The 23,633-nt window shown below is 60.2% G+C and carries 20 protein-coding genes, 1 tRNA gene and 1 pseudogene; 14 read left to right on the forward strand and 8 right to left on the reverse strand.

What is annotated here, in order from left to right:
• Positions 1-7: 7 nt before the first annotated feature.
• On the reverse strand, positions 8-2,041 hold the full coding sequence (gene parE, locus AC0L37_RS07585; protein ID WP_282221549.1) for a DNA topoisomerase IV subunit B: 2,034 nt from the start codon (positions 2,039-2,041) through the stop codon (positions 8-10).
• 215 nt (positions 2,042-2,256) lie between these two features.
• Here parE and AC0L37_RS07590 point away from each other — a divergent pair, with 215 nt between their 5' ends.
• The 5 genes from AC0L37_RS07590 to AC0L37_RS07610 all read left to right on the forward strand — a co-directional run bounded on the left by AC0L37_RS07590 (position 2,257) and on the right by AC0L37_RS07610 (position 6,751).
• Complete coding sequence (locus AC0L37_RS07590; RefSeq protein WP_282221548.1) at positions 2,257-2,742, forward strand: hypothetical protein; 486 nt, start codon at positions 2,257-2,259, stop codon at positions 2,740-2,742.
• 33 nt (positions 2,743-2,775) lie between these two features.
• The gene (locus AC0L37_RS07595; protein WP_282221547.1) at positions 2,776-3,093 is read left to right on the forward strand and encodes a hypothetical protein; all 318 of its coding nucleotides are present in this window, start codon (positions 2,776-2,778) and stop codon (positions 3,091-3,093) included.
• A gap of 571 nt (positions 3,094-3,664) precedes the next feature.
• Positions 3,665-5,185, forward strand: a complete 1,521-nt coding sequence (locus AC0L37_RS07600; protein ID WP_282221546.1) for an ATP-binding cassette domain-containing protein — start codon at positions 3,665-3,667, stop codon at positions 5,183-5,185.
• A gap of 191 nt (positions 5,186-5,376) precedes the next feature.
• The gene (locus tag AC0L37_RS07605) at positions 5,377-5,952 is read left to right on the forward strand and encodes a PilZ domain-containing protein (protein WP_282221545.1); all 576 of its coding nucleotides are present in this window, start codon (positions 5,377-5,379) and stop codon (positions 5,950-5,952) included.
• A gap of 118 nt (positions 5,953-6,070) precedes the next feature.
• A complete protein-coding gene (locus AC0L37_RS07610; protein WP_212657791.1) occupies positions 6,071-6,751 on the forward strand; it encodes a PilZ domain-containing protein in 681 nt (226 codons plus the stop codon).
• A gap of 16 nt (positions 6,752-6,767) precedes the next feature.
• On the opposite strand, the gene AC0L37_RS07615 is transcribed toward AC0L37_RS07610, so the two are convergent.
• The 3 genes from AC0L37_RS07615 to AC0L37_RS07625 all read right to left on the reverse strand — a co-directional run bounded on the left by AC0L37_RS07615 (position 6,768) and on the right by AC0L37_RS07625 (position 9,217).
• The gene (locus tag AC0L37_RS07615; protein ID WP_282221544.1) at positions 6,768-7,127 is read right to left on the reverse strand and encodes a YciI family protein; all 360 of its coding nucleotides are present in this window, start codon (positions 7,125-7,127) and stop codon (positions 6,768-6,770) included.
• A 250-nt stretch (positions 7,128-7,377) separates the two neighbouring features.
• Entirely contained in the window at positions 7,378-8,787 is a 1,410-nt protein-coding gene (gene glnA / locus AC0L37_RS07620; protein ID WP_212657793.1) for a type I glutamate--ammonia ligase, read from the reverse strand.
• 91 nt (positions 8,788-8,878) lie between these two features.
• Positions 8,879-9,217, reverse strand: coding sequence for a P-II family nitrogen regulator (locus tag AC0L37_RS07625; protein ID WP_035079039.1), 339 nt, complete (start codon positions 9,215-9,217; stop codon positions 8,879-8,881).
• Between the two features lie 374 nt (positions 9,218-9,591).
• Between AC0L37_RS07625 and AC0L37_RS07630 the strand changes: the two genes are divergently transcribed.
• From AC0L37_RS07630 to AC0L37_RS07640, 3 genes are all read left to right on the forward strand, one after another.
• Positions 9,592-9,676, forward strand: a tRNA-Leu gene (locus tag AC0L37_RS07630).
• Positions 9,677-9,724: 48 nt separating this feature from the next.
• Positions 9,725-11,104: a trigger factor gene (gene tig, locus AC0L37_RS07635; RefSeq protein WP_212657794.1), complete on the forward strand. Its 1,380-nt coding sequence runs from the start codon at positions 9,725-9,727 to the stop codon at positions 11,102-11,104.
• Positions 11,105-11,201: 97 nt separating this feature from the next.
• Positions 11,202-12,674 carry an NAD(P)H-hydrate epimerase gene (locus tag AC0L37_RS07640; protein ID WP_282221543.1) on the forward strand — a complete coding sequence of 491 codons (1,473 nt, stop codon included), beginning with the start codon at positions 11,202-11,204 and terminating at the stop codon, positions 12,672-12,674.
• A gap of 20 nt (positions 12,675-12,694) precedes the next feature.
• Here the strand turns inward: AC0L37_RS07640 and AC0L37_RS07645 are convergent, their stop codons facing one another.
• A complete protein-coding gene (locus tag AC0L37_RS07645) occupies positions 12,695-13,951 on the reverse strand; it encodes a cytochrome P450 (RefSeq protein ID WP_282221542.1) in 1,257 nt (418 codons plus the stop codon).
• Positions 13,952-14,081: 130 nt separating this feature from the next.
• On the opposite strand from AC0L37_RS07645, the gene AC0L37_RS07650 reads away from it, so the two are divergent.
• The gene (locus AC0L37_RS07650; RefSeq protein WP_269368593.1) at positions 14,082-14,312 is read left to right on the forward strand and encodes a hypothetical protein; all 231 of its coding nucleotides are present in this window, start codon (positions 14,082-14,084) and stop codon (positions 14,310-14,312) included.
• On the opposite strand, the gene AC0L37_RS07655 is transcribed toward AC0L37_RS07650, so the two are convergent.
• Positions 14,309-14,698: a hypothetical protein gene (locus tag AC0L37_RS07655; protein WP_269368592.1), complete on the reverse strand. Its 390-nt coding sequence runs from the start codon at positions 14,696-14,698 to the stop codon at positions 14,309-14,311. The genes AC0L37_RS07650 and AC0L37_RS07655 overlap by 4 nt on opposite strands.
• 123 nt (positions 14,699-14,821) lie before the next feature.
• On the opposite strand from AC0L37_RS07655, the gene AC0L37_RS07660 reads away from it, so the two are divergent.
• The 3 genes from AC0L37_RS07660 (at position 14,822) to clpX (ending at position 17,427) form a co-directional block, all read left to right on the forward strand.
• Positions 14,822-15,127 carry a winged helix-turn-helix transcriptional regulator gene (locus AC0L37_RS07660; protein ID WP_282221541.1) on the forward strand — a complete coding sequence of 102 codons (306 nt, stop codon included), beginning with the start codon at positions 14,822-14,824 and terminating at the stop codon, positions 15,125-15,127.
• A 220-nt stretch (positions 15,128-15,347) separates the two neighbouring features.
• Complete coding sequence (locus AC0L37_RS07665; RefSeq protein WP_212657800.1) at positions 15,348-15,977, forward strand: ATP-dependent Clp protease proteolytic subunit; 630 nt, start codon at positions 15,348-15,350, stop codon at positions 15,975-15,977.
• A gap of 172 nt (positions 15,978-16,149) precedes the next feature.
• Entirely contained in the window at positions 16,150-17,427 is a 1,278-nt protein-coding gene (gene clpX, locus AC0L37_RS07670; RefSeq protein WP_212657801.1) for an ATP-dependent Clp protease ATP-binding subunit ClpX, read from the forward strand.
• A gap of 64 nt (positions 17,428-17,491) precedes the next feature.
• Here the strand turns inward: clpX and AC0L37_RS07675 are convergent.
• A pseudogene (locus tag AC0L37_RS07675) lies at positions 17,492-18,573 on the reverse strand (citrate synthase/methylcitrate synthase).
• A gap of 83 nt (positions 18,574-18,656) precedes the next feature.
• Here AC0L37_RS07675 and AC0L37_RS07680 point away from each other — a divergent pair.
• Positions 18,657-19,790 (forward strand): citrate/2-methylcitrate synthase, encoded by a 1,134-nt coding sequence (locus AC0L37_RS07680; RefSeq protein WP_269368590.1) that lies wholly within the window; start codon positions 18,657-18,659, stop codon positions 19,788-19,790.
• A 5-nt stretch (positions 19,791-19,795) separates the two neighbouring features.
• Here AC0L37_RS07680 and rocF read toward each other — a convergent pair whose 3' ends face one another.
• Complete coding sequence (gene rocF, locus AC0L37_RS07685) at positions 19,796-20,767, reverse strand: arginase (RefSeq protein WP_282221539.1); 972 nt, start codon at positions 20,765-20,767, stop codon at positions 19,796-19,798.
• A gap of 422 nt (positions 20,768-21,189) precedes the next feature.
• On the opposite strand from rocF, the gene lon reads away from it, so the two are divergent.
• A complete protein-coding gene (gene lon / locus AC0L37_RS07690) occupies positions 21,190-23,625 on the forward strand; it encodes an endopeptidase La (protein ID WP_282221538.1) in 2,436 nt (811 codons plus the stop codon).
• The last annotated feature ends 8 nt before the right edge of the window (positions 23,626-23,633 follow it).

Below are 23,633 nucleotides of genomic sequence, written 5' to 3' on the forward strand. Positions count from 1 at the left end.
ATTGACGCTAGATATCGAGGTCGGTGACGAAGGCAGCATTCTCCTGAATGAAGTCGAAGCGCGCTTCGGGTTTGGTCCCCATCAGACGATCCACGCTGACGCGGGTGGCGTCCAAATCATCGCGCACCTTTACCTGCAACAGTGTGCGGCTTTTGACCGACATGGTGGTTTCGCGCAGATGGGCGAATGGCATCTCGCCCAGGCCCTTGAAGCGGGTGGTGTCGATCTTGCCCTTGCCGGTGAACTCGGTGGCCATCAGTTCGGCCCGGTGCTCATCATCGCGGGCATAAAGGGTCTTGCCGCCCTGGCTGATGCGATAGAGCGGCGGCATGGCCAGGAACAGGTGACCGCCATCAATGAGCTTTGGCATCTCCTGGAAGAAGAAGGTCATCAGCAGGGCTGCAATATGGGCGCCGTCGACGTCGGCATCGGTCATGATGATGATCTTGTCGTAGCGCAGGTCTTCCTCGCGATAGCGATCGCGGGTGCCACAGCCCAGCGCCTGGATCATGTCGGAAATCAACTGGCTGGCCGCCATCTTCTCGCGACTGGCGCCGGCGACATTGAGGATCTTGCCGCGCAGCGGCAGCACGGCCTGGCTGGCGCGGCTGCGGGCCTGCTTGGCGCTGCCACCAGCCGAGTCACCCTCGACGATGAACAGTTCAGCGCCCTGGGCGGCCGTCTGTGTGCAATCGGCCAGCTTGCCGGGCAGGCGCAGCTTGCGCGTGGCGCTGGCGCGATCGATCTCTTTTTCCTTGCGGCGGCGCAGCCGTTCCTCGGCGCGCTCCACGGCCCAGTCGAGCAGTTTGCCCGCCTGGTTGGGGGAGGCGGCGAGCCAATGATCAAAAGCGTCGCGCACGGCGCTGTCGACAATGCGGGTGGCTTCGCCAGAGGCCAGCTTGTCCTTGGTCTGGCCGACAAATTCGGGTTCACGCACAAACACCGAGAGCATGGTGTTGCAGTGGGCGAAGATGTCTTCGGCGGTCAGATTGGCGGCCGCCTTGTTCTTGGTGAGTTCGGCATAGCCCTTGAGGCCGCGCAGCAGGGCCGTCCGCAGACCTGCTTCATGGGTGCCGCCATCGCGGGTTGGCACGGTGTTGCAGTAGGATGACATGCCGCCATCGCCCAGCGTCCAGGAGATGGCCCATTCGACCGCGCCGTGCGTGCCAGGCTTGCCGTGGCTGCCGGCGAACAGATCATCGACGATGCGGGTCTCGCCCTCGATGCGGGCAAGCATGAAGTCCTTGAGGCCATTGGGATAATGGAACACGGCCTTGGCGGGAGCGTCGTCGGATGCCAGTTCCTCGTCGCAGCTCCAGCGCAGCTCGACACCGGCAAACAGATAGGCCTTGGCCCGGGTCATGCGGAACAGACGGGCTGCCGAGAAGTGGGCGGCGTCGCCGAAAATCTGGGCGTCGGGATGGAAGCGGGTGGTGGTGCCGCGACGGTTATTGACCCGACCAACGGTTTCCAGCGCCGTCACGGGTTTGCCACGCGAATAGCTCTGGCGATAGAGCATCTGGTCGCGGGCGACCTCGACTGTGAGGTCGTCAGAGAGCGCGTTGACCACCGAGACGCCGACGCCGTGCAGGCCGCCGGAGGTTTCATAGGCCTTGGAGTCGAACTTGCCGCCGGCATGGAGCTTGGTCAGCACCAGTTCCAGGGTGGAAATTTCGGGCTGCTTGGGATGCGGTTCGACGGGGATGCCGCGGCCGTTATCGGTCACCGTGACATAACCATCGGTGCCCAGATGCACCTCAATGCGGGTGGCGTGGCCGGCAATGGCCTCGTCCATGGAGTTGTCGATGACTTCGGCAAACAGGTGGTGCAGCGCGTTGGTGTCGGTCCCGCCAATATACATGCCGGGGCGCCGACGAACGGGCTCAAGTCCTTCAAGGACTTCAATATCGGAGGCCGAGTAAGAGCCCGCCGCAGCCGCCGCGCTTGGCGTTTTGGCTGCAGGTGTGGCAGGCTGAGGCTGGCTGACTTGCGGCTGAGTTGAGGGTTCAGCTGCGCCGAAAAGATCTTCTGCTTGCGACATGCACGTTCCGTCTCTCGTGCCCGAATCAGGCGTTTTCGAGTTCTATCATATAAGAGGGCCTTGCCGGCGCGGGGCACGCCAGAGCCGGACACAACTGGTTTCCCCACAAAGCTGAACCCGCGATGAATGAGCGGTTCCGGGGCGGTTCAAGGGGATGGAACTAGACCGGGATCAATCACGTCAATGCGTCAGACACCTTGAAAGGAATTTTCCACATGGCTTTTACTGCCGCCGCCTTCAAGACCATCACCCGTAGCGCGCTTGTCGCCGCTGTATTGGGCGCATCCAGTCTGGTGGCTGCGCCGGCATTTGCCGAGAGCAGTTTCACGCTGCGCATCGAGGGTGGTCAGGGCCAGGCCCAGGATCAGCGCTATGACCGGCACAATAGCTGGAATGGCAATCCCGGCTATCGCATGCGCTGCCTGACCAATCGCGAAGTTGTGCGGGGTGTTTCGGCCTATGGCTATGGCCAGGTGGATATTGTGGGCGAATATGCGGGTGATCGCCTGGAATTGCGGGCCGTCAAAGGCAACTGGCTCTATGGCATGCGCATTGACAAGTGCACGGGGCAGGTCGACCGCCTGCAACGGATTGGACGGGCCTATAGTGGCTATGATGGTGGTCGTCACGACGATGGCGGCTATCGCAGCCACAGTCGCAGTGGCGGCGGGTTTCAGTTCCAGTTCAATTTCGGCAATTGATAAAAGCAGCGGGGGCGCAGCAAGGAGACGATCATGGCCAAATTTACGGCTGTGCTGATGATGGCTTTGGCATTAGGGGCGGGCGCTGCAGCGCCGGCCCAGGCGCAAAGCTTTGGGATATTCTTCGGAGATGAAGCCTCCGACTTCTATCCCGAGCGCATAACCTGCCTCAACGATTACCAGATCCGGCAGGAAGTTGCCGATTTGGGGTACACAAATATCTATCTCAATGTCCCCAACGAGAAACACATCCAGGTGCGCGCCACCAAGGGTGACTGGGTCTATCTGCTTGATTTCAATTACTGTTCTGCCCAGATCGAGCGACGCGCCCGGCTGCGCCCGGCTGGCTGATGGCCGCTTTGGGACAAAACCGTCCCGGAATCGGGCGGCAGATTTACGTTCCGTTTGCTTCTTGAAAGCACTTTCTTAAAGGCGCGCTGATAGACCAATCGTCATACGGTTTTTTGTTTGGAGTATCCGTATGCGAGCCGATCGGGATCTCAGTTCTGCGTATCAGAATCCGAATGGTTCGGTTGCTATCGGTGTTTGGCCGCAAGCCGGGTTTTCCAGTATTGCGTACCGGCTGGCCAATCTCTCTGTCCCGCGTATTGGGGCACTTATAATGGTATCAGCGCTCTTTTACCTGGTCTGATCGGCGGCGAATTGATTTTCGCGGCCGGCTTGGCTATTGTCGCTCTGTTCAAACCACTCAGACGACAGGAGGGCTGCATGATCGTTTTTAGGCATCACCGTCAGCGTGGCCCCGTCTTCGCCCTGCGGCTTCGACTGCAGGGCTGATCAGGACCTGGTTCGGACGCACTAACGTATCCCCCATTCTGGTTTGCCCTTCGTGGCGGTCATTGACGACCGTCTAACGGCATTTAGGCGCCCCATGTGCGGCGCCCACCAGTGAGATAACGAAATGGGTTCGATCAGCCTCCGCAATGCTGGCCTAGTGGCCACAGAAATACTCTTCTCCAATCTGAGCTTCGTCATTGGCGATGGCGACCGTGTCGGCCTTGTGGCTGGCAATGGGCGCGGCAAGACAAGCCTTCTACGCGCCATGGCCGGGCAGGGCGCGTTGAGCGAGGGCGATGTCGTGTGCTCGCGCGGTCTGCGGGTGGGCTATGTCGAGCAGGATATGCCGGCAACCAGCATGGGGCTGACGCTATACGAGATGGTGCAGGCAGCGCTGCCTGAGAGCGAGCGGGAAACAGATAGTTGGCGGGTTGATGTGGTGCTCGACGAATTCGAGACGCCCGAGGCCATGCGCCATCGTCTGCTCCGTGAACTCAGTGGCGGGTGGCAGCGCATTGCGTTGATCGCGCAGTGCTGGGTACTGCAGCCCGACGCGTTATTGCTTGACGAGCCGACCAATCATCTCGATCTGGGCAAGCTGTTTCAACTCGAGAACTGGATCAACCAGGCCGCACGCAATATTCCCGTGGTCATTGCCAGCCATGACCGGGAGTTTCTGGACGCCACGACAACGCGCACATTGTTTCTGCGTCCGGAAGCCCCAGCCATGTTTGCCTTGCCCTATAGCCAGGCCCGACTGGCACTGGCGGAACTTGATGAAGCTGCCGAAGCCAAGCGCGAACGAGACCTCAAGGAGGTCAGCAAGCTGCGCAAGCAGGCAGCCAAGCTGACCAATATCGGGATCAATTCAGGCAGCGACCTGCTGGTGGTGAAGTCCAAATATCTGCGCGAGCGGGCCCAGAAAATCGAAAGCGCGGTGCGGTCGGTCCACAAGGAACGTAGTGGTGACATCCGGCTAGGCAATAGTGGCGCACAAGCCAAGGTGATGCTGGCATTTGAGGATGTCACGGTAAACACGCCGAGCGACGAAAAGCTGTTCCGTATCGACAAGCTGCACGTGTTTCAGGGTGACCGGCTGGTCATTCTGGGGCGCAACGGGACTGGCAAATCGCAGTTCATGGGATTGGTGCACCGCGCCATGACGGGGGCTGAAATGGCCGGGGTGCGAGTGAGCCCGCAGGTCGTGCCCGGATATATCGACCAAGCCATGAGCTTTCTGCCCAAGAAGGGGTCGCTGCTGGACTTTATTGCTGGCAATTATGATCAGGGCGACCAACGCAGCAAGAGCCTGCTGGCAACAGCGGGTTTTGCGCTGGAAAAGCAGGAACGGCCGATCAGTGAGTTGTCCTTTGGTCAGCGGGCACGGCTGGGGCTCCTGGCTCTGCGCCTTCAGGAACCGAATTTTTACCTGCTTGATGAGCCTACCAACCACGTTGATATCGCCGGACAGGAAAGACTGGAGGCCGAAATTCTGGCCCATGGCGCGACCTGCCTGTTGGTGTCGCATGACCGCAGTTTCGTACGGGGGCTGGGGGACCGTTTCCTGATCATCGAGAACAGACGACTGGTAGAGGTTGAAAGTCCGGAGCCGTTCTTTGCAGTAATGTCGCAAGAAGAAGGGTGAGTTATTTTATTTTGCTGTCAGTAATTTAGCGTCTCGATTGTGAATGGTTTGTTTATGAGTTCGCAAGCAATCTCTTGCCATAGCGCAGTGTGGGGGAAGACGTTGTGGCTGCAGAACAGATTACAGCTTTGAAAAAGCAAGGTCAGCACAACAATGTTCGCTATGTAGGCGCAGTGACCGGGCGTTATATATTGTCCGGGCGGCCAGTGACGTCGGGTGAAGGCGCTGCGGTGCTGGCGTGTCGGCTCTGTTCTGTTTCGCCGGTGCAGGCTGTCATCGTCGCGCCGGTGCTGGCCCAACTTGCTGAGCCGGTTGTCGCGCACTTCCAAGACTTCGGCATGTTGCGTGGGTCAGTGGTGCGCAAACTGGCCAGTGGCTTTGTGATCGATCTGGAGCTCGAAGACGACGGTCGGGCGCGACTGGCAGCAAAAATCCGCTGGAAGAAGATCATTGTCAGTCGGCATACGCCGGACAAACGTGAGTTCAAGCGTGTCCTGCCGCGCCATCCCCGTACAGTAATGACGCTGGGCGATGGCAGTACGTCGCCGTGCTTTGTCATTGATATTTCGCAGTCTGGGGTCGCGGTATCGGCCAGTCTGGTACCCGGAATAGGCACGCCCGTGGCCATCGGCGCGCTGCTGGGGCGGGTTGTGCGTCACCTCGAAATAGGGTTTGCGGTGGCGTTTCTGACAGTGCAGCCTTTGGAGCTGCTGGAAAAGCTGATGGCGCCCAAAGCAACCAGAACGATGTCTGCGGTGGCTGCTTAGCTACATCCTTATCTTTCCCGGATAAGAAGTCTTAAGGAACGGTCCCTACATTTATATTCGTATTGCGTACGAATGCCAAAACTCAGCTCTTATTGCGAGCGGATGGGAGAGGGACCCCATGTCAGTGAGCGTTGATTGCGGTGAATTGTCACCGCGGACCAGTTATGATTGGCACGATGTCCGTTTTATCGGTGCCGTGGCCGGTCGGTACGCCCTGTCGGATCGCAAGCGTCCAGGTGCCAACAAAGCTCCCGTCTATGCGTGTCGCCTGTGTTCGGTTTCCACACGTACCGCTGTTGTGGTGGGGCCGGTGGTGGGCGAAGAGGGGGAGGTCGTCACCGCACATTTTGATGCTTTCGGCATATTGCGTGGCCGCATCAACCGGCAGCTCCCGTCCGGTTTCGTCATGGATCTGATGTTGAATACGGCGGCGCGGGAGAAGCTGGGCCGCAAAATCGTCTGGCAGAAGAAGCGCGTTTACGAGCAGGTGGAAGATCGTCGCGAACACAAACGCATCCAGTTGCGTGACCCGCGCACCATCATTTCGCTCGGCGACGGATCCCGGATACCCTGCTTCGTGATTGACGTGTCCAAATCCGGTATCGCGCTGTCGGCGCAGCACGCGCCCGAGATCGGCACGCCGCTGGCGGTGGGCAAGCTGGTTGGCCGGGTGGTGCGCTATCTCGATGTCGGCTTTGCCGTCAAATTCCTGCAGTTGCAGGAACTCGAAGATATCGAGGCGCTGGTGGTGCCGCCTGAAATCGCGCCGCTTGCTGATAGTGAGCGCGCGGGGCGCTAGCACCGCGCCAACTGCGCTATTGCATGATCTGGCGGACTTCGACTGTGCCTTCCCATCCCGGCCAGAACTGCTTGTGCAACTCCAGAAACCGGCAGGCCCAGTCGATTGCTGCTTGGCGACTGTCCACGTCATAGACCGCGTAGCCGCCCACCCATTCCTTGGTTTCAGCAAACGGCCCGTCGATCACAACAACCGTGTTGTCAGCCAGTCTGACGGTGGCGCCGTGCTCTATTGGGAGCAGGCCGCCCTGTTCCACCAAGGCGCCGTCGGCGGCGGCCTCCATGCCGAGCGCCATGATCGCGTTCATCAGTTCGGCAGGCGGCGGTGAGGTGGTCTTGCTCGTCGATGATGTCTTGACCAGCGTCATGAATTTCATGGTGTGCTCCAAATATCAGGTTTGAAAGCGCGGATGCTTTCCGCGGTTCGTACTGTCTCGACGAGCGAGCGCTGCGCATTTCGACACGCCCTACGGTGGTCTGGAAGAAAATCCAGTTAAGGGAACGCAAATGGCTTTCAAAACGCCCGAGCCAGCGTGGATGGATGGCATTTGGAAGGCTGGCAATTGCGTCCAGACAAAAGAAAGGGCGCCTCGCGGCGCCCCTTCCCAAATTCTGCACCGTTTCGGCTTATGCCGAGTAGTACATTTCGAACTCGACCGGATGAGGGGTCTGCTCGTACTTGATTACTTCGGCCATCTTGAGCTCGATGTAGGCATCGATCTGATCGTTGTCGAACACGCCGCCAGCGGTCAGGAATTCGCGATCCTTGTCGAGGCTTTCCAGCGCTTCGCGCAGCGAGCCGGAAACGGTCGGGATTTCCATCAGTTCCTGGCGTGGGAGCTCGTAGAGATCCTTGTCCATTGGATCGCCGGGGTGGATCTTGTTCTTGATGCCATCGAGGCCAGCCATGAGCATGGCCGAGAAGGCCAGGTATGGGTTTGCCAGTGGATCGGGGAAACGGATCTCGACGCGCTTGGCCTTGGGCGACTGGCCAAAGGGGATGCGGCAGGAAGCGGAACGGTTGCGAGCCGAGTAGGCCAGCAGCACGGGGGCTTCGAAACCGGGCACAAGGCGCTTGTAGCTGTTGGTGGATGGGTTCGAGAAGGCGTTGATCGCCTTGGCGTGCTTGATGATGCCGCCGATGTAGTACAGCGCTTCCATCGACAGACCGGCATACTGATCGCCAGCAAAGAGCGGCTTGCCGTCCTTCCAGATCGACTGGTGGCAGTGCATGCCCGAGCCGTTGTCACCAAAGACTGGCTTTGGCATGAAGGTCACGGTCTTGCCATAGGCATTGGCAACCTGGTGGATGACATACTTGTAGATCTGTACGTCGTCGGCAGCCTTGATCATCGGCGCAAACTTGATGCCGAGTTCGTGCTGGGCCGAGGCCACTTCATGGTGGTGCTTTTCAACGACCACGCCCATGTCGGCCATGGCAGCGAGCATTTCGCCACGGATGTCCTGGGCGCTATCGAGCGGCGGCACGGGGAAGTAGCCCTTCTTGAGACCGATATGGTGACCGGTGTTACCGGACTCATAGGCGGTGTCGTTGTTGGACGGCAGTTCAGGGTGGTCGACTTCAAAGCCCACCTTGTAGGGGGTGTTGGAGTACCGCACGTCGTCGAACATGAAGAATTCTGGCTCTGCGCCGAACACTACGGAATCGCCAATGCCGGAAGCCTTGAGGTATTCCTCGGCCTTCTTGGCAGTGGTGCGTGGGTCGCGGCTGTAGGGCTGGTAGGTCAGCGGCTCGAGAATGTCGCAGTTGATGACCATGGTGGACGCGCCAAAGAAGGGGTCCATGTAAGCAGATGACGGATCGGGCATCAGAACCATGTCGGACTCGTTAATGGCCTTCCAGCCACCGATCGAGGAACCATCGAACATGGTGCCTTCCTCGAACAGATCCTCGTCAACGATCGAGCAATCGAGCGTGACGTGCTGCAGCTTGCCGCGCGGGTCGGTGAAGCGCAGGTCGAGATACTTGATGTTCTCGTCTTTGATACGCTTGAGGAGGTCGCTTGCGGTGGTCATTCGGTATTCCCCTGTCTAATTAGGAACTTTTGTTATTGGCACGGCTGGACGCGTGCGGGGTGAACTACCCCGCCCAATGGGTTCGAAAACCCTAAAGCGCGTCGTCCCCGAATTCTCCGGTACGGATACGGATGGCTTGCTCGATCGAATAAACAAAGATCTTGCCGTCGCCGATACGTCCTGTCTGGGCTGCGTTGCGGATGGCTTCGATGGCCTTTTCGGCGAGTTCATCGGGGCACACGACCTCGACTTTCACCTTGGGCAGGAAGTCCACGACATATTCAGCGCCGCGATAAAGTTCGGTATGGCCCTTCTGGCGACCAAAGCCCTTGGCTTCGGTCACAGTGATGCCCTGGAGGCCTACTTCCTGCAGTGCCTCTTTGACTTCGTCGAGCTTGAACGGCTTTACGATAGCCTCGATCTTCTTCATTTGAGCCTCCACGGGTCTTTCTGGGCGGATACCGCATAGTCGTATGCACGGGGTGTGCCAGCTCGATTTGGCAACCGAAAAGGCAATTGGTACAACGCTTTACGTCAGTATGGCGGCGGTATTGCCTGCGCCACCACGGGTGTCTATGCCTAATTGTTGTGCAGTATGGGTGTATTTTGTGCGGAATGTCGATGTCTGTCAGTCTGGTTCTGCCTCGACGCCGCTACATTGGGCAAACTGCCGGCCAAAGCCAAGCGGCAAGTAGGGTCAGGGAGCAGAACCGCCCAGCAATCGGCGCAAATAGAGCAGCAAGGCTTTGACTGGCTTTCCGTCTTCATATAGATGCAACGCCAACCCGGCCAACGGGTCCTTTAGCGGGTGTGGCGGAACTGGTAGACGCACTGGATTTAGGTTCCAGCGCCGCAAGGCGTGGAGGTTCGAGTCCTCTCACCCGCACCAAATTTGGGATCTGGCCCTCCAGAGACAATGATCACGGGATTGAACCGAATGCAGGTTACCGAAACCCTCAATGAAGGTCTGAAGCGCAAGTTGAGCGTTACCATTCCGGCCGCCGACTTGAACGAGCGCCTCGGTGCCAAGCTCGAAGAGCTTAAGGGCCAGGCCAACATCAAGGGCTTCCGTCCGGGCAAAGTGCCAATGGCGCACATCAAGAAGATGTTCGGCCGTTCGGCCATGTCCGAAGTGATGACCGACGCGATCAACAACACCGTCACCGAGACGCTGGACAAGCGCGAAGAGCGCGCTGCCGCCCAGCCAAAGGTTGATCTGCCCGACGATCAGGCCGTGATCAACGAAGTGCTCGAAGGCAAGGCCGATCTGGCATTTGAAGTCGAATATGAAGTCCTGCCACCGGTCGAACTGATGGACCTCAAGGGCGTGCCGCTGACCAAGCCGGTCATCGATATCGCTGAAGACGAAATCGATGCCGAAGTGAACCGCGTGTTCGCGCAGAACCGTGGCTACACCGACAAGGGCGACGGCGCCGTTGTTGAGAATGGCGACCGTCTGGGTCTGTCGTTTGTCGGCAAGATCGACGGCAAGGAATTCGATGGCGGCAAGTCCGACCATGCGCACCTGACCGTTGGTTCGAACGAATTCATCCCGGGCTTTGAAGAGCAGCTGATCGGTTTCAAGAAGGGCGAGACCCGCGAAATCGAAGTGACCTTCCCCAAGGATTACCAGAGCGACGAACTGGCCGGCAAGAAGGCGACCTTCGAGGTCACCGTGCTGCATGTCGATGGTCCGAACACTGGCGAGCTGGACGATGAGTTCGCCAAGCGTCTGGGCGTTGAGAACGTTCAGGCACTGCGCGATGCCGTCAAGGGTCAGATGGAATCGGCGCTGGCGTCGATGAGCCGTCAGCACATGAAGCGTCAGGTGCTCGATGCGCTTGATGATGGCCACAAGTTCGACGTTCCAGCCCAGCTGGTTGAAGCCGAATTCGCCACCATCTGGCAGCGGGTCGAGCATGAAGTGCAGAGCCATGGCAAGTCCTTCGAGGATGAAGGCACCACCGAGGAAGCTGCACGCGAACAGTACCGCACCATTGCCGAGCGCCGCGTGCGTCTGGGCCTGGTGGTTGCCGAAATCGGCAACAAGAACGACGTGAACGTGACCGAAGAAGAGCATCAGCAGGCACTGATCGCCGAAGTGCGCCGCTTCCAGGGCCAGGAACAGCAGGTTTATGACTACTACCGTCAGAACCCGCAGGCGCTGGCTGGTCTGCGTGCCCCCGTCTTTGAGAACAAGGTCGTCGACTTTGTCATCGAGCAGGGCAAGATCACCGACAAGAAGATGACCCGTGAAGAGCTGGCCAAGCTGATCCAGGCCGACGAGGACGAGGTTCCGGCAGAACATCACCACTAAGGTGCGCTGACCGCCAAATTTAAAGCCGCCCAGAAATGGGCGGCTTTTTTGTTTGTGGTGTAGAACAGGCCGACGATTCCCCGCCCTGCGAGTTCCCATGACCTCTTCGAGCGCCGATATTCTCCTGACCCCGCGACAAATGGGCGAGGCCGACCGGCTGGCCGCGCAGGCTGGTAGCAAGTCCCTCAAGCTGATGGAAGCGGCGGGTCGGGCGGTCGCCGAAGCGGTCACAGAGCACTATTATCAACGTTCGGTGCTGGTTCTGTGCGGACCGGGCAATAATGGCGGCGACGGTTTTGTGGTTGCGCGATTGCTCAAGCACAAGGGTTGGCCGGTACAACTCCGGTTGATCGGCGATCCGGCGGCGCTCAAGGGCGACGCGGCGGCGATGGCCAAGCAATGGGCCGGGCGGCTGGTGGCACCGACCGCCAAAGATGTGGACGAGGCCGATCTGATCATTGATGGCCTGCTGGGCGCCGGGCTGGACCGCGATATCGATGGTGCGTTTGCCGAGATCATCGCGGCAGTCAATGCCAGTTCGCGGCCGGTTGTCAGCATCGATGTGCCCTCGGGGCTGGATGGCGCGACCGGTCTGGAGCGTGGCCCGACAATGGATGCGGCGCTGACCGTGACGTTCTTCCGGCTCAAGCCGGGGCATTTGCTGCTGCCCGGCCGTGAGCTGTGCGGCGAAGTGGTGCTGGCCGATATTGGCATCCCGTCGGCCGTCCTTGATACGATCGGGGCGGAGACATGGCAGAACTCGCCGACGCTGTGGTCGGTCCCGGTGGCCAGCAATGATGGCAACAAGTTTGATCGCGGCCACTGCGTGGTAGTTTCCGGCGGCCCGCTACAGACAGGGGCAGCCCGGCTGTCGGCCATGGCAGCGTTTCGCGTTGGCGCGGGCGTTGTCTCGCTGACCGGGTCTGAGGCCGCGCTGCAGGTGCATGCGCAGCATGTCACCGCCGTGATGCTCAAGCCGGCCGCTGACAGCGCGGCGCTGGCGGACCTGTTGACCGACAAGCGGATGAATGCGGTGGTGATCGGGCCGGCGGCCGGCGTTGGCCCGCACACGCGTGACAATGTGCTGGCCGTCCTGCGCTCGGGCGCGGCTGCAGTGCTGGATGCGGACGCCCTGACCAGCTTTTCCGATGATTTCCAGACGCTGGCCGAGGCCATCAAGGCCCGGGAGCGCCCCGTGGTGCTCACGCCGCATGCGGGCGAATTTGCGCGGCTGTTCGGCGATGTGCCGGGCGGCAAGCTGGAGCAGGCGCGCGCTGCTGCCGAGCATTCAGGCGCGATCATTGTGCTCAAGGGCAGCGATACGGTGATTGCCAGCCCCGATGGCCGCGCTGCCATCAATGCCAATGCGCCGGCCTGGTTGGGCACGGCGGGGTCTGGCGATGTGCTGGCGGGCATGGTTGCCGGATTGATGGGGCAGGGCATGGCGGGCTGGGAAGCGGCGTGTGCCGGTGTCTGGCTGCATGCCGAGGCCGCCAACCGTTTCGGCGGCCCCGGACTGATCAGCGAAGATCTACCGTTGCTGGTGCCAGGGGTGCTGGCGAGCCTTTAATAGCGCAGGGCCAGGGGAGCTCAGTCCCACCGCACCATGAGCTTTTGCAGGCCGTGGAACGGATAGACGTCATTGTATTGAGGCGGCTCGGCCAGACGCAGGCGGGGCAGGCGTTCGAACAGGGTGCTGAGCGCTATCTGCAGTTCGATGCGGGCCAGCGGGGCGCCGATGCAGAAGTGGATGCCGGCGCCGAAGCTGACATTGGCGCCGTCGGTGCGGAAGGGATCGAAGCTACTGGCATTGGCGAAACGGGCGGGGTCGCGATTGGCAGCGCCCATCAACATGCCGACGACATCGCCTTTGCGCAGGGCAATGCCATTATAGTCCATGTCACTGAGCGTATAGCGGGTGAACAGATGCAGCGGCGCGTCAAAGCGCAGGCATTCCTCAACTGTGGCAGCCGTCTGGGCGTCGCTGGTAAACAGGGTGGCGGGGTCCAGTCCACTCTCGAGAATCGATTTGACGCCATTGCCGGTCGTGTGGACGGTTGCCTCGTGCCCGGCATTGAGCAGCAGGATGGCCGTTGAGAGCACTTCTTCGTCGCTCAGCCGCTCGCCATTCTGTTCGGCGGTGATCATGTGCGTGAGCAGGTCTTCGCGGGGCTGCTTGCGGCGCTCGGCGATCACGCCGCGCAGATAATCGGTGAATTCAGCGGCCGCAGCATTGGCGTCGAGCTCGACTTCCCGGGTGACGCCGAACATGTACATGGCAACCATGCGGTTGGACCAGGCCAGCAGCTGCGGCGCGCTTTCGGCGGGTAGTCCGATCATTTCGGCAATGATGATGGCGGGGATCGGGGCTGCAAAGGCCTTGATCAGGTCAACGCTATCCTGATCTTGGAAGGCGTCGATCATCTCATTGGCGAGCTTGAGGATGCGCGGACGCAATTGCTCGACATGGCGTGAGACAAAGGCGCGGTTGACCAGCGTGCGCAGGCGGGTATGGCCGGGCGGTTCAAGGTTGAGCAGCGAATATTGCTCGGTGAGATCGAAGTCGGCCGTGTGCGCCTGGGGCTGTGGCATGCCGATTTCTTCGCGCGTGGCCACGTGCAGGATTTCGCGGCCGAAGCGCTTGTCGCGGAGCAGGGCGCTGACATCCTTGAAACTGGCAAAGCACCAGTGACCATACTGATCCCAGAACGCCGGTGCACTGACCGCGTGCAGTTGCTGATAGAAGCCATAGGGGTTCTGCACGAACTCAGGGGCCTGTGGGTCGGCGCTGATACGCGCAGTTTCGGGGACGTTGGTATAGGGGGTAAGTTGAACGATGGCGGCCATGCAGAGGGGTAACCGATGCTAGAAAAATACTGGTCCGACATTAGAAGGTCGGCACTGCAATGCAATCGGCGGGTTGCCCTTGCTGGAAAAATCGCTAGTTGAATGCCAACGAGCCATGGAGTGCCGACACGTGAGCGACCTGACCCTGAACCAAGCCATCGACAATATCTACGCGTCGATCAAGAATGATAACGACGAGCTGGACAGCCACATTGCCGCGCTCAAGGCTGCCATGGCGCGCGAAGGCGCCAAGGAAGCCGTGTTTGAGCCCGGCAAGCTGGCGCAGTCCAATCGGCAGGGCCGCAAGATCATGCAGTCCTACTTCAAGAAAAAGGGCGTGGCCGTCAGTTTCTCGGCCTAAGCCACTATCGGTGGCTGCTGGCGTCGCAAGGCGATCAGCAGCATACCACTGAACAGAATTGCGTTGAACATGGGGAAGCCCGACACCGCCAGCGGCAGCACGCCATTGGCGGTGTAAAACAGCCCTACGCCCAGATCGACGAGTTGAATGGCCAACATGGCCTGCAACCAGAGCGCGTCCACCTGCGGGCGGCGCGCCAGCACGATCAGCACCACGCCGAATGCCAGGAACCGCGCTGCCAGCATGCCGATGAGGTAAAAGCTGTCGCTTGGTGGTGTCGCCAGCCCCATGCTGGCGAGGAAGAACTCCGGCGCGAATAGCGTCAGGACGCCCAGCGCAAGCTGGGAGATGGCAATGAGCAGCAGAACAATGCGGAGATAGGTCATTTCAGATGCCTTTCGGTTGTTGATTGCCGAGAGGTAGTCGTTGCGCTATACAAAAGTAAGTAATTACAAAAAGTATAGCGCAAAATGATTGATCCCAACGCCGCATGTGAGCCGGAGTGTCCGGTGGCCGAGGCTGCCAGTGTGCTGGACGGCAAGTGGACCACGCTGATCTTCCGTGAATTGCTGGGTGGTACCAAGCGGTATAGCCAGCTGCAGCGCGCCATTGGTGGAATCAGCCCACGCATGCTGGCCATGCGGCTGGGTGATCTCGAAGCGCGGGGGATGGTGGACAAGACCATTTATCCCACGGTGCCGCCCAAGACCGAATATACGCTGACCACGCTGGGGCGCTCGGTGGAACCGGTGATTGCTGCAATGGCGCAGTTTGGTGTGCAATTGCAGCAACGTGCAATTAACCCCGCGCCGTGAGAATGGCCTGAGTGGTGCTCGGCCTATTGAAGCGCGCCGCAATGCCGCCTATCTCTGCCGGTATCGCGCAGTGAGGCGGTTTCGACCGTAGTTGCGCAGTCGCGCTGATTCGAATTGACACGATCGCCGGATCTGGAATTTCCGTTCCGGCGGCTACCGTGTCCCAACAAACGACAAATGCTAGCCTGGTCAGCGAACCGGCACAGCAAAGGGGCAATACATGCGGGATCCGCACGATATCTACATGAATACGCTCGTTCCGATGGTGGTTGAGCAGTCCAACCGCGGCGAACGCGCCTTCGACATCTATTCGCGTCTGCTGCGCGAGCGCATCATTTTCGTGACCGGCGTGGTCGAGGACAACATGGCGTCGCTGATCGTGGCGCAGCTGCTGTTCCTCGAATCAGAGAACCCGAAAAAAGAAATCGCGCTCTACATCAATTCGCCTGGCGGCGTTGTGACAGCTGGTTTGTCAATTTATGACACCATGCAGTTCATCCGTCCTGCCGTTGCCACCATGGTGATGGGCCAGGCTGCATCGATGGGCTCGCTGCTGCTGGCCGCTGGCGAAAAGGGCATGCGTACCTCGCTGCCAAATTCGCGCGTGATGGTTCACCAGCCTTCCGGCGGCTTCCAGGGGCAGGTCACCGACATCATGATTCATGCCAAGGAAGTCGAGGGCTTGAAGCGTCGTCTTAATCAGATTTATGAGAAGCACACCGGCCGCACTTACGAGGAAATCGAGAACGCTCTTGAGCGCGATCGCTTCCTTTCGCCGGAAGAAGCGCTGACCTTTGGTCTGATCGACAGCGTCCACGACAAGCGCGCGGTGCCTGACACTGCTGAGTAATTTGTCCACGTTAAGCACAAAACCGTTGCGCCGTGGACTGTGATCCACACGCGATTGCACCAAGCCGGATCGATCTTTAGGATCGGTTCGGCTTAGACTTTCTTTAGGCTCAGGTATTACCGTCAGGGAAATGCCTGGTTTTGGGGGCGCTCTGCCCCCGGGAGTGACAAAGATGTCCAAAGAGACAACGAACGGCGAAACCTCTAAGAACACGCTTTATTGCTCGTTCTGCGGGAAATCCCAGCACGAGGTTCGCAAGCTGATCGCCGGTCCGACCGTTTTCATCTGTGATGAATGCGTCGAGCTGTGCATGGACATCATCCGCGAAGAGAACAAGACCAGTATGGTCAAGTCCTCCGAGGGCGTGCCGACACCGGCAGATATCTGCAAGGTGCTCGATGATTACGTTATCGGTCAGTTCCGCGCCAAGCGGGTACTCTCCGTGGCTGTCCACAATCACTACAAGCGTCTGCACCATGCGTCCAAGAACCAGGACGTTGAGCTTTCCAAGTCCAACATTCTGCTGATCGGTCCGACCGGTTCGGGCAAGACCCTGCTGGCGCAGACACTGGCGCGCATCCTTGATGTGCCCTTCACCATGGCTGATGCCACCACGCTGACCGAAGCCGGCTATGTCGGCGAGGACGTGGAAAACATCATCCTCAAGCTGCTTCAGGCCGCCGACTACAATGTCGACAAGGCTCAGCGCGGCATCGTCTACATCGACGAAGTCGACAAGATCAGCCGCAAGTCGGACAATCCGTCGATAACCCGCGACGTTTCGGGTGAAGGCGTGCAGCAGGCGCTGCTCAAGATCATGGAAGGCACCGTTGCTTCGGTGCCGCCACAGGGTGGCCGCAAGCATCCACAGCAGGAATTCCTGCAGGTGGATACGACCAATATCCTGTTCATCGTCGGCGGTGCGTTTGCGGGTCTGGAAAAGATCATCTCGGCGCGCGGCGAGGGGTCGGGCATCGGCTTCTCGGCCGTGGTCAAGGATCCCAATGATCGTCGTGTTGGCCAGATCTTGGCTGACGTTGCTCCCGAAGATCTGGTCCGTTTCGGCCTGATCCCGGAATTCATCGGCCGTCTGCCGGTGCTGGCAACGCTGGAAGATCTCGATATCGCCGCCCTGATCGAAATCCTGACTTCGCCCAAGAATGCTCTGGTGCGTCAGTATCAGCGCCTGTTCCAGATGGAAGAGGTCGAACTGACGTTCAAGGACGAGGCGCTGCAGGCGATTGCCGAAAAGGCAATCGAACGCAAGACCGGTGCACGTGGTCTGCGCTCGATCATGGAAGGCATTCTGCTCGATACCATGTACGACCTGCCTTCGCTTGAAGGTGTGGAAGAAGTGGTGATCAGCGCCGAAGTGGTGAACGGCAAGGACGTGCGTCCGCTGTACATCTACTCCGAGCGCAAGAAGGAAGAAGTGCCCGCAGGGGCATAAGCCTTCCCGCGACTGAAATTGAGAACGCCGGGCCCCTGGGTCCGGCGTTCTTGTTTGTGCACTGTCAGGCGGCGGCTTGTGGCTGCGGGCCGATATATAGCGATCTGGGGCGGATGAGCCGGCCGGTCTCGGCTTGTTCGCGGGCATGGGCAATCCAGCCGCCAACCCGACCCATGGCAAAGACGCCGGTGAAAGCCTGACGCGGGAAGCCGAGCGCCTCGAGCAGCAGGGCGGTATAGAATTCGACATTGGTGTCGAGTGGCCGGTCCGGCTTTTTGGCCTTGAGTTGGTCCAGTGCAGTGCGCTCCACGGCCTCGGCCAACGCCAGGCGGGCCGGGTCGATGGCGCCGGCGCCGGCGAGCAGGCGCACGGCAGATTTCAGCGCATCGGCACGCGGGTCGCGGACGCGATAGACACGATGGCCAAAGCCCATCAGCCGCTCGCCGCGCGCCAGTTCCGCGGCGATCCAGTTGGGTGCATTGTCGGGCGTGGCCGCAGCGTCGAGCATGTCGAGCACAGGGCCGGGGGCGCCGCCATGCAGCGGGCCCTTGAGCGCACTGAGGGCGGCCAGCACGGATGAGGTCAGTCCCGCCCGGGTCGAGGCCACCACACGGGCCGCAAAGGTTGATGCATTGAGGCCGTGATCGGCGACCGTCACCAGATAGCGATCAAGGGCTGCAGTCTGCTCGGGGCTCGGGATGTCGCCGGTCATCATGCGCAGCGTGTCAGCAGCGTGGCTGCTGGCAGGCTGGGGGCTATCGCAGATTTGCCTGCCTTGAGCCGGAGGAGGGCGGGGATGAAGACCGCCGGGGCCGCAACCAGGCGAAGGGCGGCGGACAGATCATCTCCATCATCAAGGCGAGCGAGCAGGGCTCGCATGGCATCGACCGGTGGCAGTGTCAGAAGGGTCGGATCGACGGCTGTCAGGTGGTCGAATATCTCTGCACGGGCTGCGCCAAGTGCTGCGGGCAGAGAGGGTGTTTGCGGGAAGAAACCGGCAAACAGCAGGGCCAGTACATTCTCATAGCGATCGTTCGTAACCAGATCATCAAGCGAGCTACCGCGGATGATCAGGCGACCATTCTTGCCGTCAACATCAGACAGCACGGTGCTGGCTGCGACGACGTCTTCAAGACCTGCGTTCATCTTGTTCTCCTGTGGTTGTTGCTGGCCAAACTAGGAGAGTTTAAGTTGACGTCAATCTTGACCAATTGGATCAATGTGACGCGATGGACTGGCTGAACACCAACGAAGCTCTGACGCTGCTGGGAACCCAGCCGCAGACCCTGTACGCCAATGTCAGCCGTGGCCGGATCAAGGCCAAGCGCGACCCCAATGACAGCCGCAAGAGCCTGTATCGCGGCGACGATGTGCGGCGACTGGCCAAGCGGGCTGCGGGGCGGCGGCGTCAGGAAACAGTGGCTGCCGAAGCAATCCGCTGGGGCGAGCCCGTCATGCCATCCAGCCTGTCGACCATTGAAGAGGGACGACTGCTCTATCGCGGGCAGGATGCTGTCGAGTTGTCCGAGCGCGCCACACTGGAGCAGGTGGCGGCCCTGTTGTGGGAGGTTGACGGTTTCCAGTTGCCGACCCGCCCGCGTGGCGTGGCGCCATCCCTGCAGGCGGCGTTTGTGGCCATGGCTGAGCGCGCTGCCATCGATGCGCCCAGCATTGGACGATCCGAAGCGATTTTGCGCAGTGAGGCGATTTCGGTCCTGGCGACGCTGGCCAGTAGTCTGGTGGGCGGGCGATCGGCAACCGATCCGTTACATGTTGCGCTGGCGATCTCCTGGGATCGGGCAGGGGCGGCTGACATTATTCGCAGAGCGCTGGTGCTGCTGGCGGATCACGAACTCAATGCCTCAACCTTCGCGACCCGGGTGACGGTGTCGACGGGGGCTGCACTATCCGCTGGTGTGCTGTCGGGGCTGGCGACGCTGAGTGGTCCGCTGCATGGCGGTGCGGGCAAGGCTGCACAGGCGCTGGGGGCAGAAGCCAAGGCCATCGGGGCCGAGGCGGCCGTCTTGGCGCGGCTGGGGCAAGGCGTGCCCTTGCCCGCTTTTGGGCACCAGCTCTATCCCGACGGTGACATCCGAGCGGCGGCGCTATTCGGGCGCTTTACGCCGCCTGAACATTTTGCGGCATTGCATGCCGCCGCCACCAAGATCACGGGCGAACGGGCCAATATCGACTTTGCCCTGGCGGCCTTGACCGAAGCGTATGATCTGCCCAGCGACGCGCCACTGGTACTGTTTTCGCTGGCGCGCTGTGTCGGCTGGCTGGCGCACGGGCTGGAGCAGGCGACCAGCGGCCAGTTGATCCGGCCCCGGGCGCACTACGTTGCGGTTGCGGGCGACCGCTAGCGGTTTCAGATGCCGCGCGTGGTGGCTTCTATGCCCAGGCGTCGGCTCTGCCGCGGCATGATCTGACGGCCGAACAGGCTGGCGGTCAGATCGACCAGCAGACGTGCGCTCATGCCGCCATTGTCGAGATAGGGGTTGAGTTCAACGATATCGAGCGAGCCCATGGTGCCGCTATCGTGGATCATTTCCATGACCAGATGGGCCTCGCGGAAGCTGAGGCCGCCGGCAACGGGGGTGCCAGCGCCGGGGGCAATGCCGGGATCGATCACGTCAACATCAAGGCTGACATGGAGGTGCCCATCGGCCTGTTCGACCTTGGCCAGCACGTCGCGCATCAGCGCCACAACGCCGCTCTCATCGATGCGCCGCATATCGATCACATCGACGCCGCGGTCCTCGAGAAGTTGACGTTCGGGACGGTCAATAGAACGCGCACCAAAGACAGTGACATTGCGCGGGTCGACACTACCGCGCCAGTCGCCGGAATACTCCGGCCCGAAATCGGGTTCGCCGCATAGCAGGGCCAGCGGCATGCCGTGAATATTGCCGGTTTCGGAGGTGGCTGGGGTGTTGAAGTCACCATGCGCATCAACCCAGAGCACGAAAAGGGGCTTGTTGATGGCTGCGCAGTGTTTGGCGACGCCAGACAATGTGCCCATTGAGAGGCTGTGGTCGCCGCCGATGAACACGGGCAGGCGCTGTTCCTGCAAGGTTTCAAGAGCCAACTGGCTGCTGCGGGCGGCCAGTGCCAGCACTTCGGCCTTGCGACTGTCCGGTGTCTGCCAGGCTGGGCTTTCGGTCGCGCCGCCCAATTCGATATCGCCGCGTTCGGCCACGGTGTGCCCAAGATCGGCGAGAACATCCGCAAGTCCGGCAATGCGCATCGCCTCGGGGCCCATGATGCAGCCGCGCCGGGATGCGCCGGCGTCGCAGGGGATGCCGATCAGATCGATAGCGGTGTTGGCCGTTTGGCTCATGAGATTTCCTGAAAATGGCGGCGGGTGCGGCGTGCGTGATGGAAGACGAGAGTATGCAGGCTTAGGGCGACAAGGCAAAAGCGCATTTGCGCCGTTAACCGCTTTGGTGGCGATAGGGGTGCACAAAGCCGTCAACGCGCTTGATCGGTTCGGCTGGCCTCCCCAATTATCCCGTCATGGGAACAAGATATTCGGACTTGTTCGCATCCGCTTTGCAGCCAAGGCACATGGGTGTTTCCGGGCTGGCATGCATATCTTGTGTGCATGGGCGCATTAACTGTCGGTTTTCCGCCAAGGTTGACTTGCAGCGGGCTTAGGCGGACCTATTTATTAACCGGAATCAGCCCAATCTTAAGGTTTGGAGCTGTCTACTAAGGGCGCGCACCAATCCTTCCTCCCGCGCGCCCCGGAAAGGATACGAGATGACGGACGTCAATCCCACAGGCGGCGAAACCAGCCGGGATCGCGTTTACCCAGTTCTTCCGCTGCGCGATATCGTCGTTTTCCCCGGCATGATTGTGCCGCTATTCGTGGGCCGCGAGAAATCGGTCAAAGCGCTTGAAGACGTCATGCGCGACGATAAGCACATTCTTGTCGTGACCCAGAAGAATGCGCAGGACGATGATCCGGCTCCCGATCAGATTTACGACACCGGTACCATTGCGACCGTGCTGCAGCTGCTCAAGCTGCCCGACGGCACCGTAAAGGTTCTGGTCGAAGGTCTGCATCGCGCAACCATTGATCGCTATCTGCAGACGGAAGAGTATTTTGAGGCCGAGGCATCAATTCTGCCCGAGCCCGAAGAGGACGCGGTCGAGATCGAGGCGCTGTCGCGCTCGGCGCTGACCGAGTTCGAGAGCTATGTGAAGCTGAACAAGAAGATTTCGGCTGAAGTCGTGGCTGCCGTCGGGCAGATCGAAAACCACTCCAAGCTGGCCGATACCATTGCCAGCCATCTGGTGATCAAGATCCACGAGAAGGAAGATCTGCTTTCGAGCATTTCGGTCATTGACCGCTTCCAGAAGATTCTTGGTCTGATGGAAGGCGAGATCGGCGTCCTGCAGGTAGAAAAGCGCATCCGGAGCCGCGTCAAGCGGCAGATGGAGAAGACCCAGCGCGAGTATTATCTCAACGAGCAGATGAAGGCGATCCAGAAGGAACTGGGTGACGGCGAAGAGGGCTCCAACGAGATCGCCGAGATCGAGGAGCGCATCGCCAAGACCCGCCTGAGCAAGGAAGCCAAGCAGAAGGCCGAGGCCGAGCTGAAAAAGCTCAAGGCCATGAGCCCGATGTCGGCCGAAGCCACTGTGGTCCGCAACTATCTCGATACCCTGCTCGGTCTGCCCTGGGGCAAGAAGAGCAAGGTCAAGCGCGACCTGGTGCTGGCCGAGAAGGTTCTCGACGAGGACCACTATGGTCTTGAAAAGGTCAAGGAACGCATTCTCGAGTATCTGGCCGTGCAGGGTCGTACAGGCTCGCTGAAGGGTCCGATCCTGTGCCTTGTCGGCCCTCCGGGCGTTGGCAAGACCTCACTGGGCAAATCGATTGCCAAGGCGACTGGTCGTGCCTTCGTGCGCATGGCGCTGGGCGGCGTGCGGGACGAAGCCGAGATCCGTGGCCATCGCCGGACCTATATCGGGTCCATGCCTGGCAAGGTGATCCAGTCGCTCAAGAAAGTCGGCAAGTCCAATCCGCTCTTCCTGCTCGATGAAATCGACAAGATGGGTCAGGATTTCCGTGGTGATCCGTCGTCGGCACTGCTTGAAGTGCTCGATCCGGAACAGAACCACACCTTTGCCGATCACTATCTCGAAGTCGATTATGACCTCAGCGATGTGATGTTCGTGACCACCTCGAACACGTTGAACATTCCCGGCCCGCTGATGGACCGCATGGAGATCATTCGCCTGTCCGGTTACACCGAGCAGGAGAAGCACGCGATCGCCAAACAGCACCTGATTCCGGAAACACTGAAGGAAAACGGTCTGGCCCATGGCGAGTTCGAGCTGAGCAACGAGATGCTAACCGCCTTGATCCAGCGCTACACCCGCGAAGCGGGCGTGCGTAACCTCAAGCGTGAAATCAGCAAGCTGATGCGCAAGGCGGTGGCCGAGATCGTCAAGACGAAGGTCAAGACGATCGTCATCGACGAAGAGAAGCTGACGAAATATCTGGGCGCTGACATCTACAAGCATGGCGAAATCGAAGCCGAGGCTCAGGTCGGCCTCGTAACCGGTCTGGCATGGACATCGGTGGGCGGCGAGTTGCTGACCATTGAAGGCGTGATGACGCCGGGCAAGGGTCGGATGACCGTGACCGGCAACATCAAGGAAGTGATGAAGGAATCGCTGACGGCGGCCACGGCATATGTGCGGTCCAAGTCGATCGATTTCGGTATCAAGCCGCCCATGTTCGATACGCGTGACATTCACGTGCATCTGCCAGAAGGCGCTACGCCCAAGGATGGCCCATCGGCTGGTATCGGCCTGGCGACCGCTATCGTTTCGGTGATGACGGGTATTGCCGTGCGCAATGATGTGGCCATGACTGGCGAGATCACCCTGCGTGGTCGCGTGCTGCCGATTGGTGGCCTGAAGGAGAAGCTGCTCGCGGCGCTCCGTGGTGGCATCAAGACGGTGCTGATCCCTGAAGAGAATGTGCGTGATCTCGCCGAGATCCCGGACATCGTCAAGGATGGCATGGAGATCATTCCGGTCAGCCGGATGGATCAGGTCATCGAGCACGCCCTTGTCAGCAAGCCAGAAGCCATTGAATGGGACTTTGAAGCTGCTGCTGCCGAGGCGGCACGCAAGCCGGCCGCCCCTGCAGATGATGCAGCATCGGGTCTGCCGCACTAGGCTGGACT

The sequence above is a fragment of the Devosia sp. J2-20 genome (assembly GCF_055808475.1).

Excerpts from the sequence above, each read along its gene's own strand:
- AC0L37_RS07610 (WP_212657791.1), top strand. The coding sequence starts at position 6,071 with ATGTCAGTGAGCGTTGATTGCGGTGAATTGTCACCGCGGACCAGTTAT.
- AC0L37_RS07615 (WP_282221544.1), bottom strand. The coding sequence starts at position 7,127 with ATGAAATTCATGACGCTGGTCAAGACATCATCGACGAGCAAGACCACC.
- lon (WP_282221538.1), top strand. The coding sequence starts at position 21,190 with ATGACGGACGTCAATCCCACAGGCGGCGAAACCAGCCGGGATCGCGTT.
- glnA (WP_212657793.1), bottom strand. The coding sequence starts at position 8,787 with ATGACCACCGCAAGCGACCTCCTCAAGCGTATCAAAGACGAGAACATC.
- AC0L37_RS07665 (WP_212657800.1), top strand. The coding sequence starts at position 15,348 with ATGCGGGATCCGCACGATATCTACATGAATACGCTCGTTCCGATGGTG.
- AC0L37_RS07590 (WP_282221548.1), top strand. The coding sequence starts at position 2,257 with ATGGCTTTTACTGCCGCCGCCTTCAAGACCATCACCCGTAGCGCGCTT.
- AC0L37_RS07600 (WP_282221546.1), top strand. The coding sequence starts at position 3,665 with ATGGGTTCGATCAGCCTCCGCAATGCTGGCCTAGTGGCCACAGAAATA.
- rocF (WP_282221539.1), bottom strand. The coding sequence starts at position 20,767 with ATGAGCCAAACGGCCAACACCGCTATCGATCTGATCGGCATCCCCTGC.
- AC0L37_RS07645 (WP_282221542.1), bottom strand. The coding sequence starts at position 13,951 with ATGGCCGCCATCGTTCAACTTACCCCCTATACCAACGTCCCCGAAACT.
- AC0L37_RS07680 (WP_269368590.1), top strand. The coding sequence starts at position 18,657 with ATGGACTGGCTGAACACCAACGAAGCTCTGACGCTGCTGGGAACCCAG.
- AC0L37_RS07640 (WP_282221543.1), top strand. The coding sequence starts at position 11,202 with ATGACCTCTTCGAGCGCCGATATTCTCCTGACCCCGCGACAAATGGGC.
- AC0L37_RS07655 (WP_269368592.1), bottom strand. The coding sequence starts at position 14,698 with ATGACCTATCTCCGCATTGTTCTGCTGCTCATTGCCATCTCCCAGCTT.
- clpX (WP_212657801.1), top strand. The coding sequence starts at position 16,150 with ATGTCCAAAGAGACAACGAACGGCGAAACCTCTAAGAACACGCTTTAT.
- tig (WP_212657794.1), top strand. The coding sequence starts at position 9,725 with ATGCAGGTTACCGAAACCCTCAATGAAGGTCTGAAGCGCAAGTTGAGC.
- AC0L37_RS07625 (WP_035079039.1), bottom strand. The coding sequence starts at position 9,217 with ATGAAGAAGATCGAGGCTATCGTAAAGCCGTTCAAGCTCGACGAAGTC.
- parE (WP_282221549.1), bottom strand. The coding sequence starts at position 2,041 with ATGTCGCAAGCAGAAGATCTTTTCGGCGCAGCTGAACCCTCAACTCAG.
- AC0L37_RS07595 (WP_282221547.1), top strand. The coding sequence starts at position 2,776 with ATGGCCAAATTTACGGCTGTGCTGATGATGGCTTTGGCATTAGGGGCG.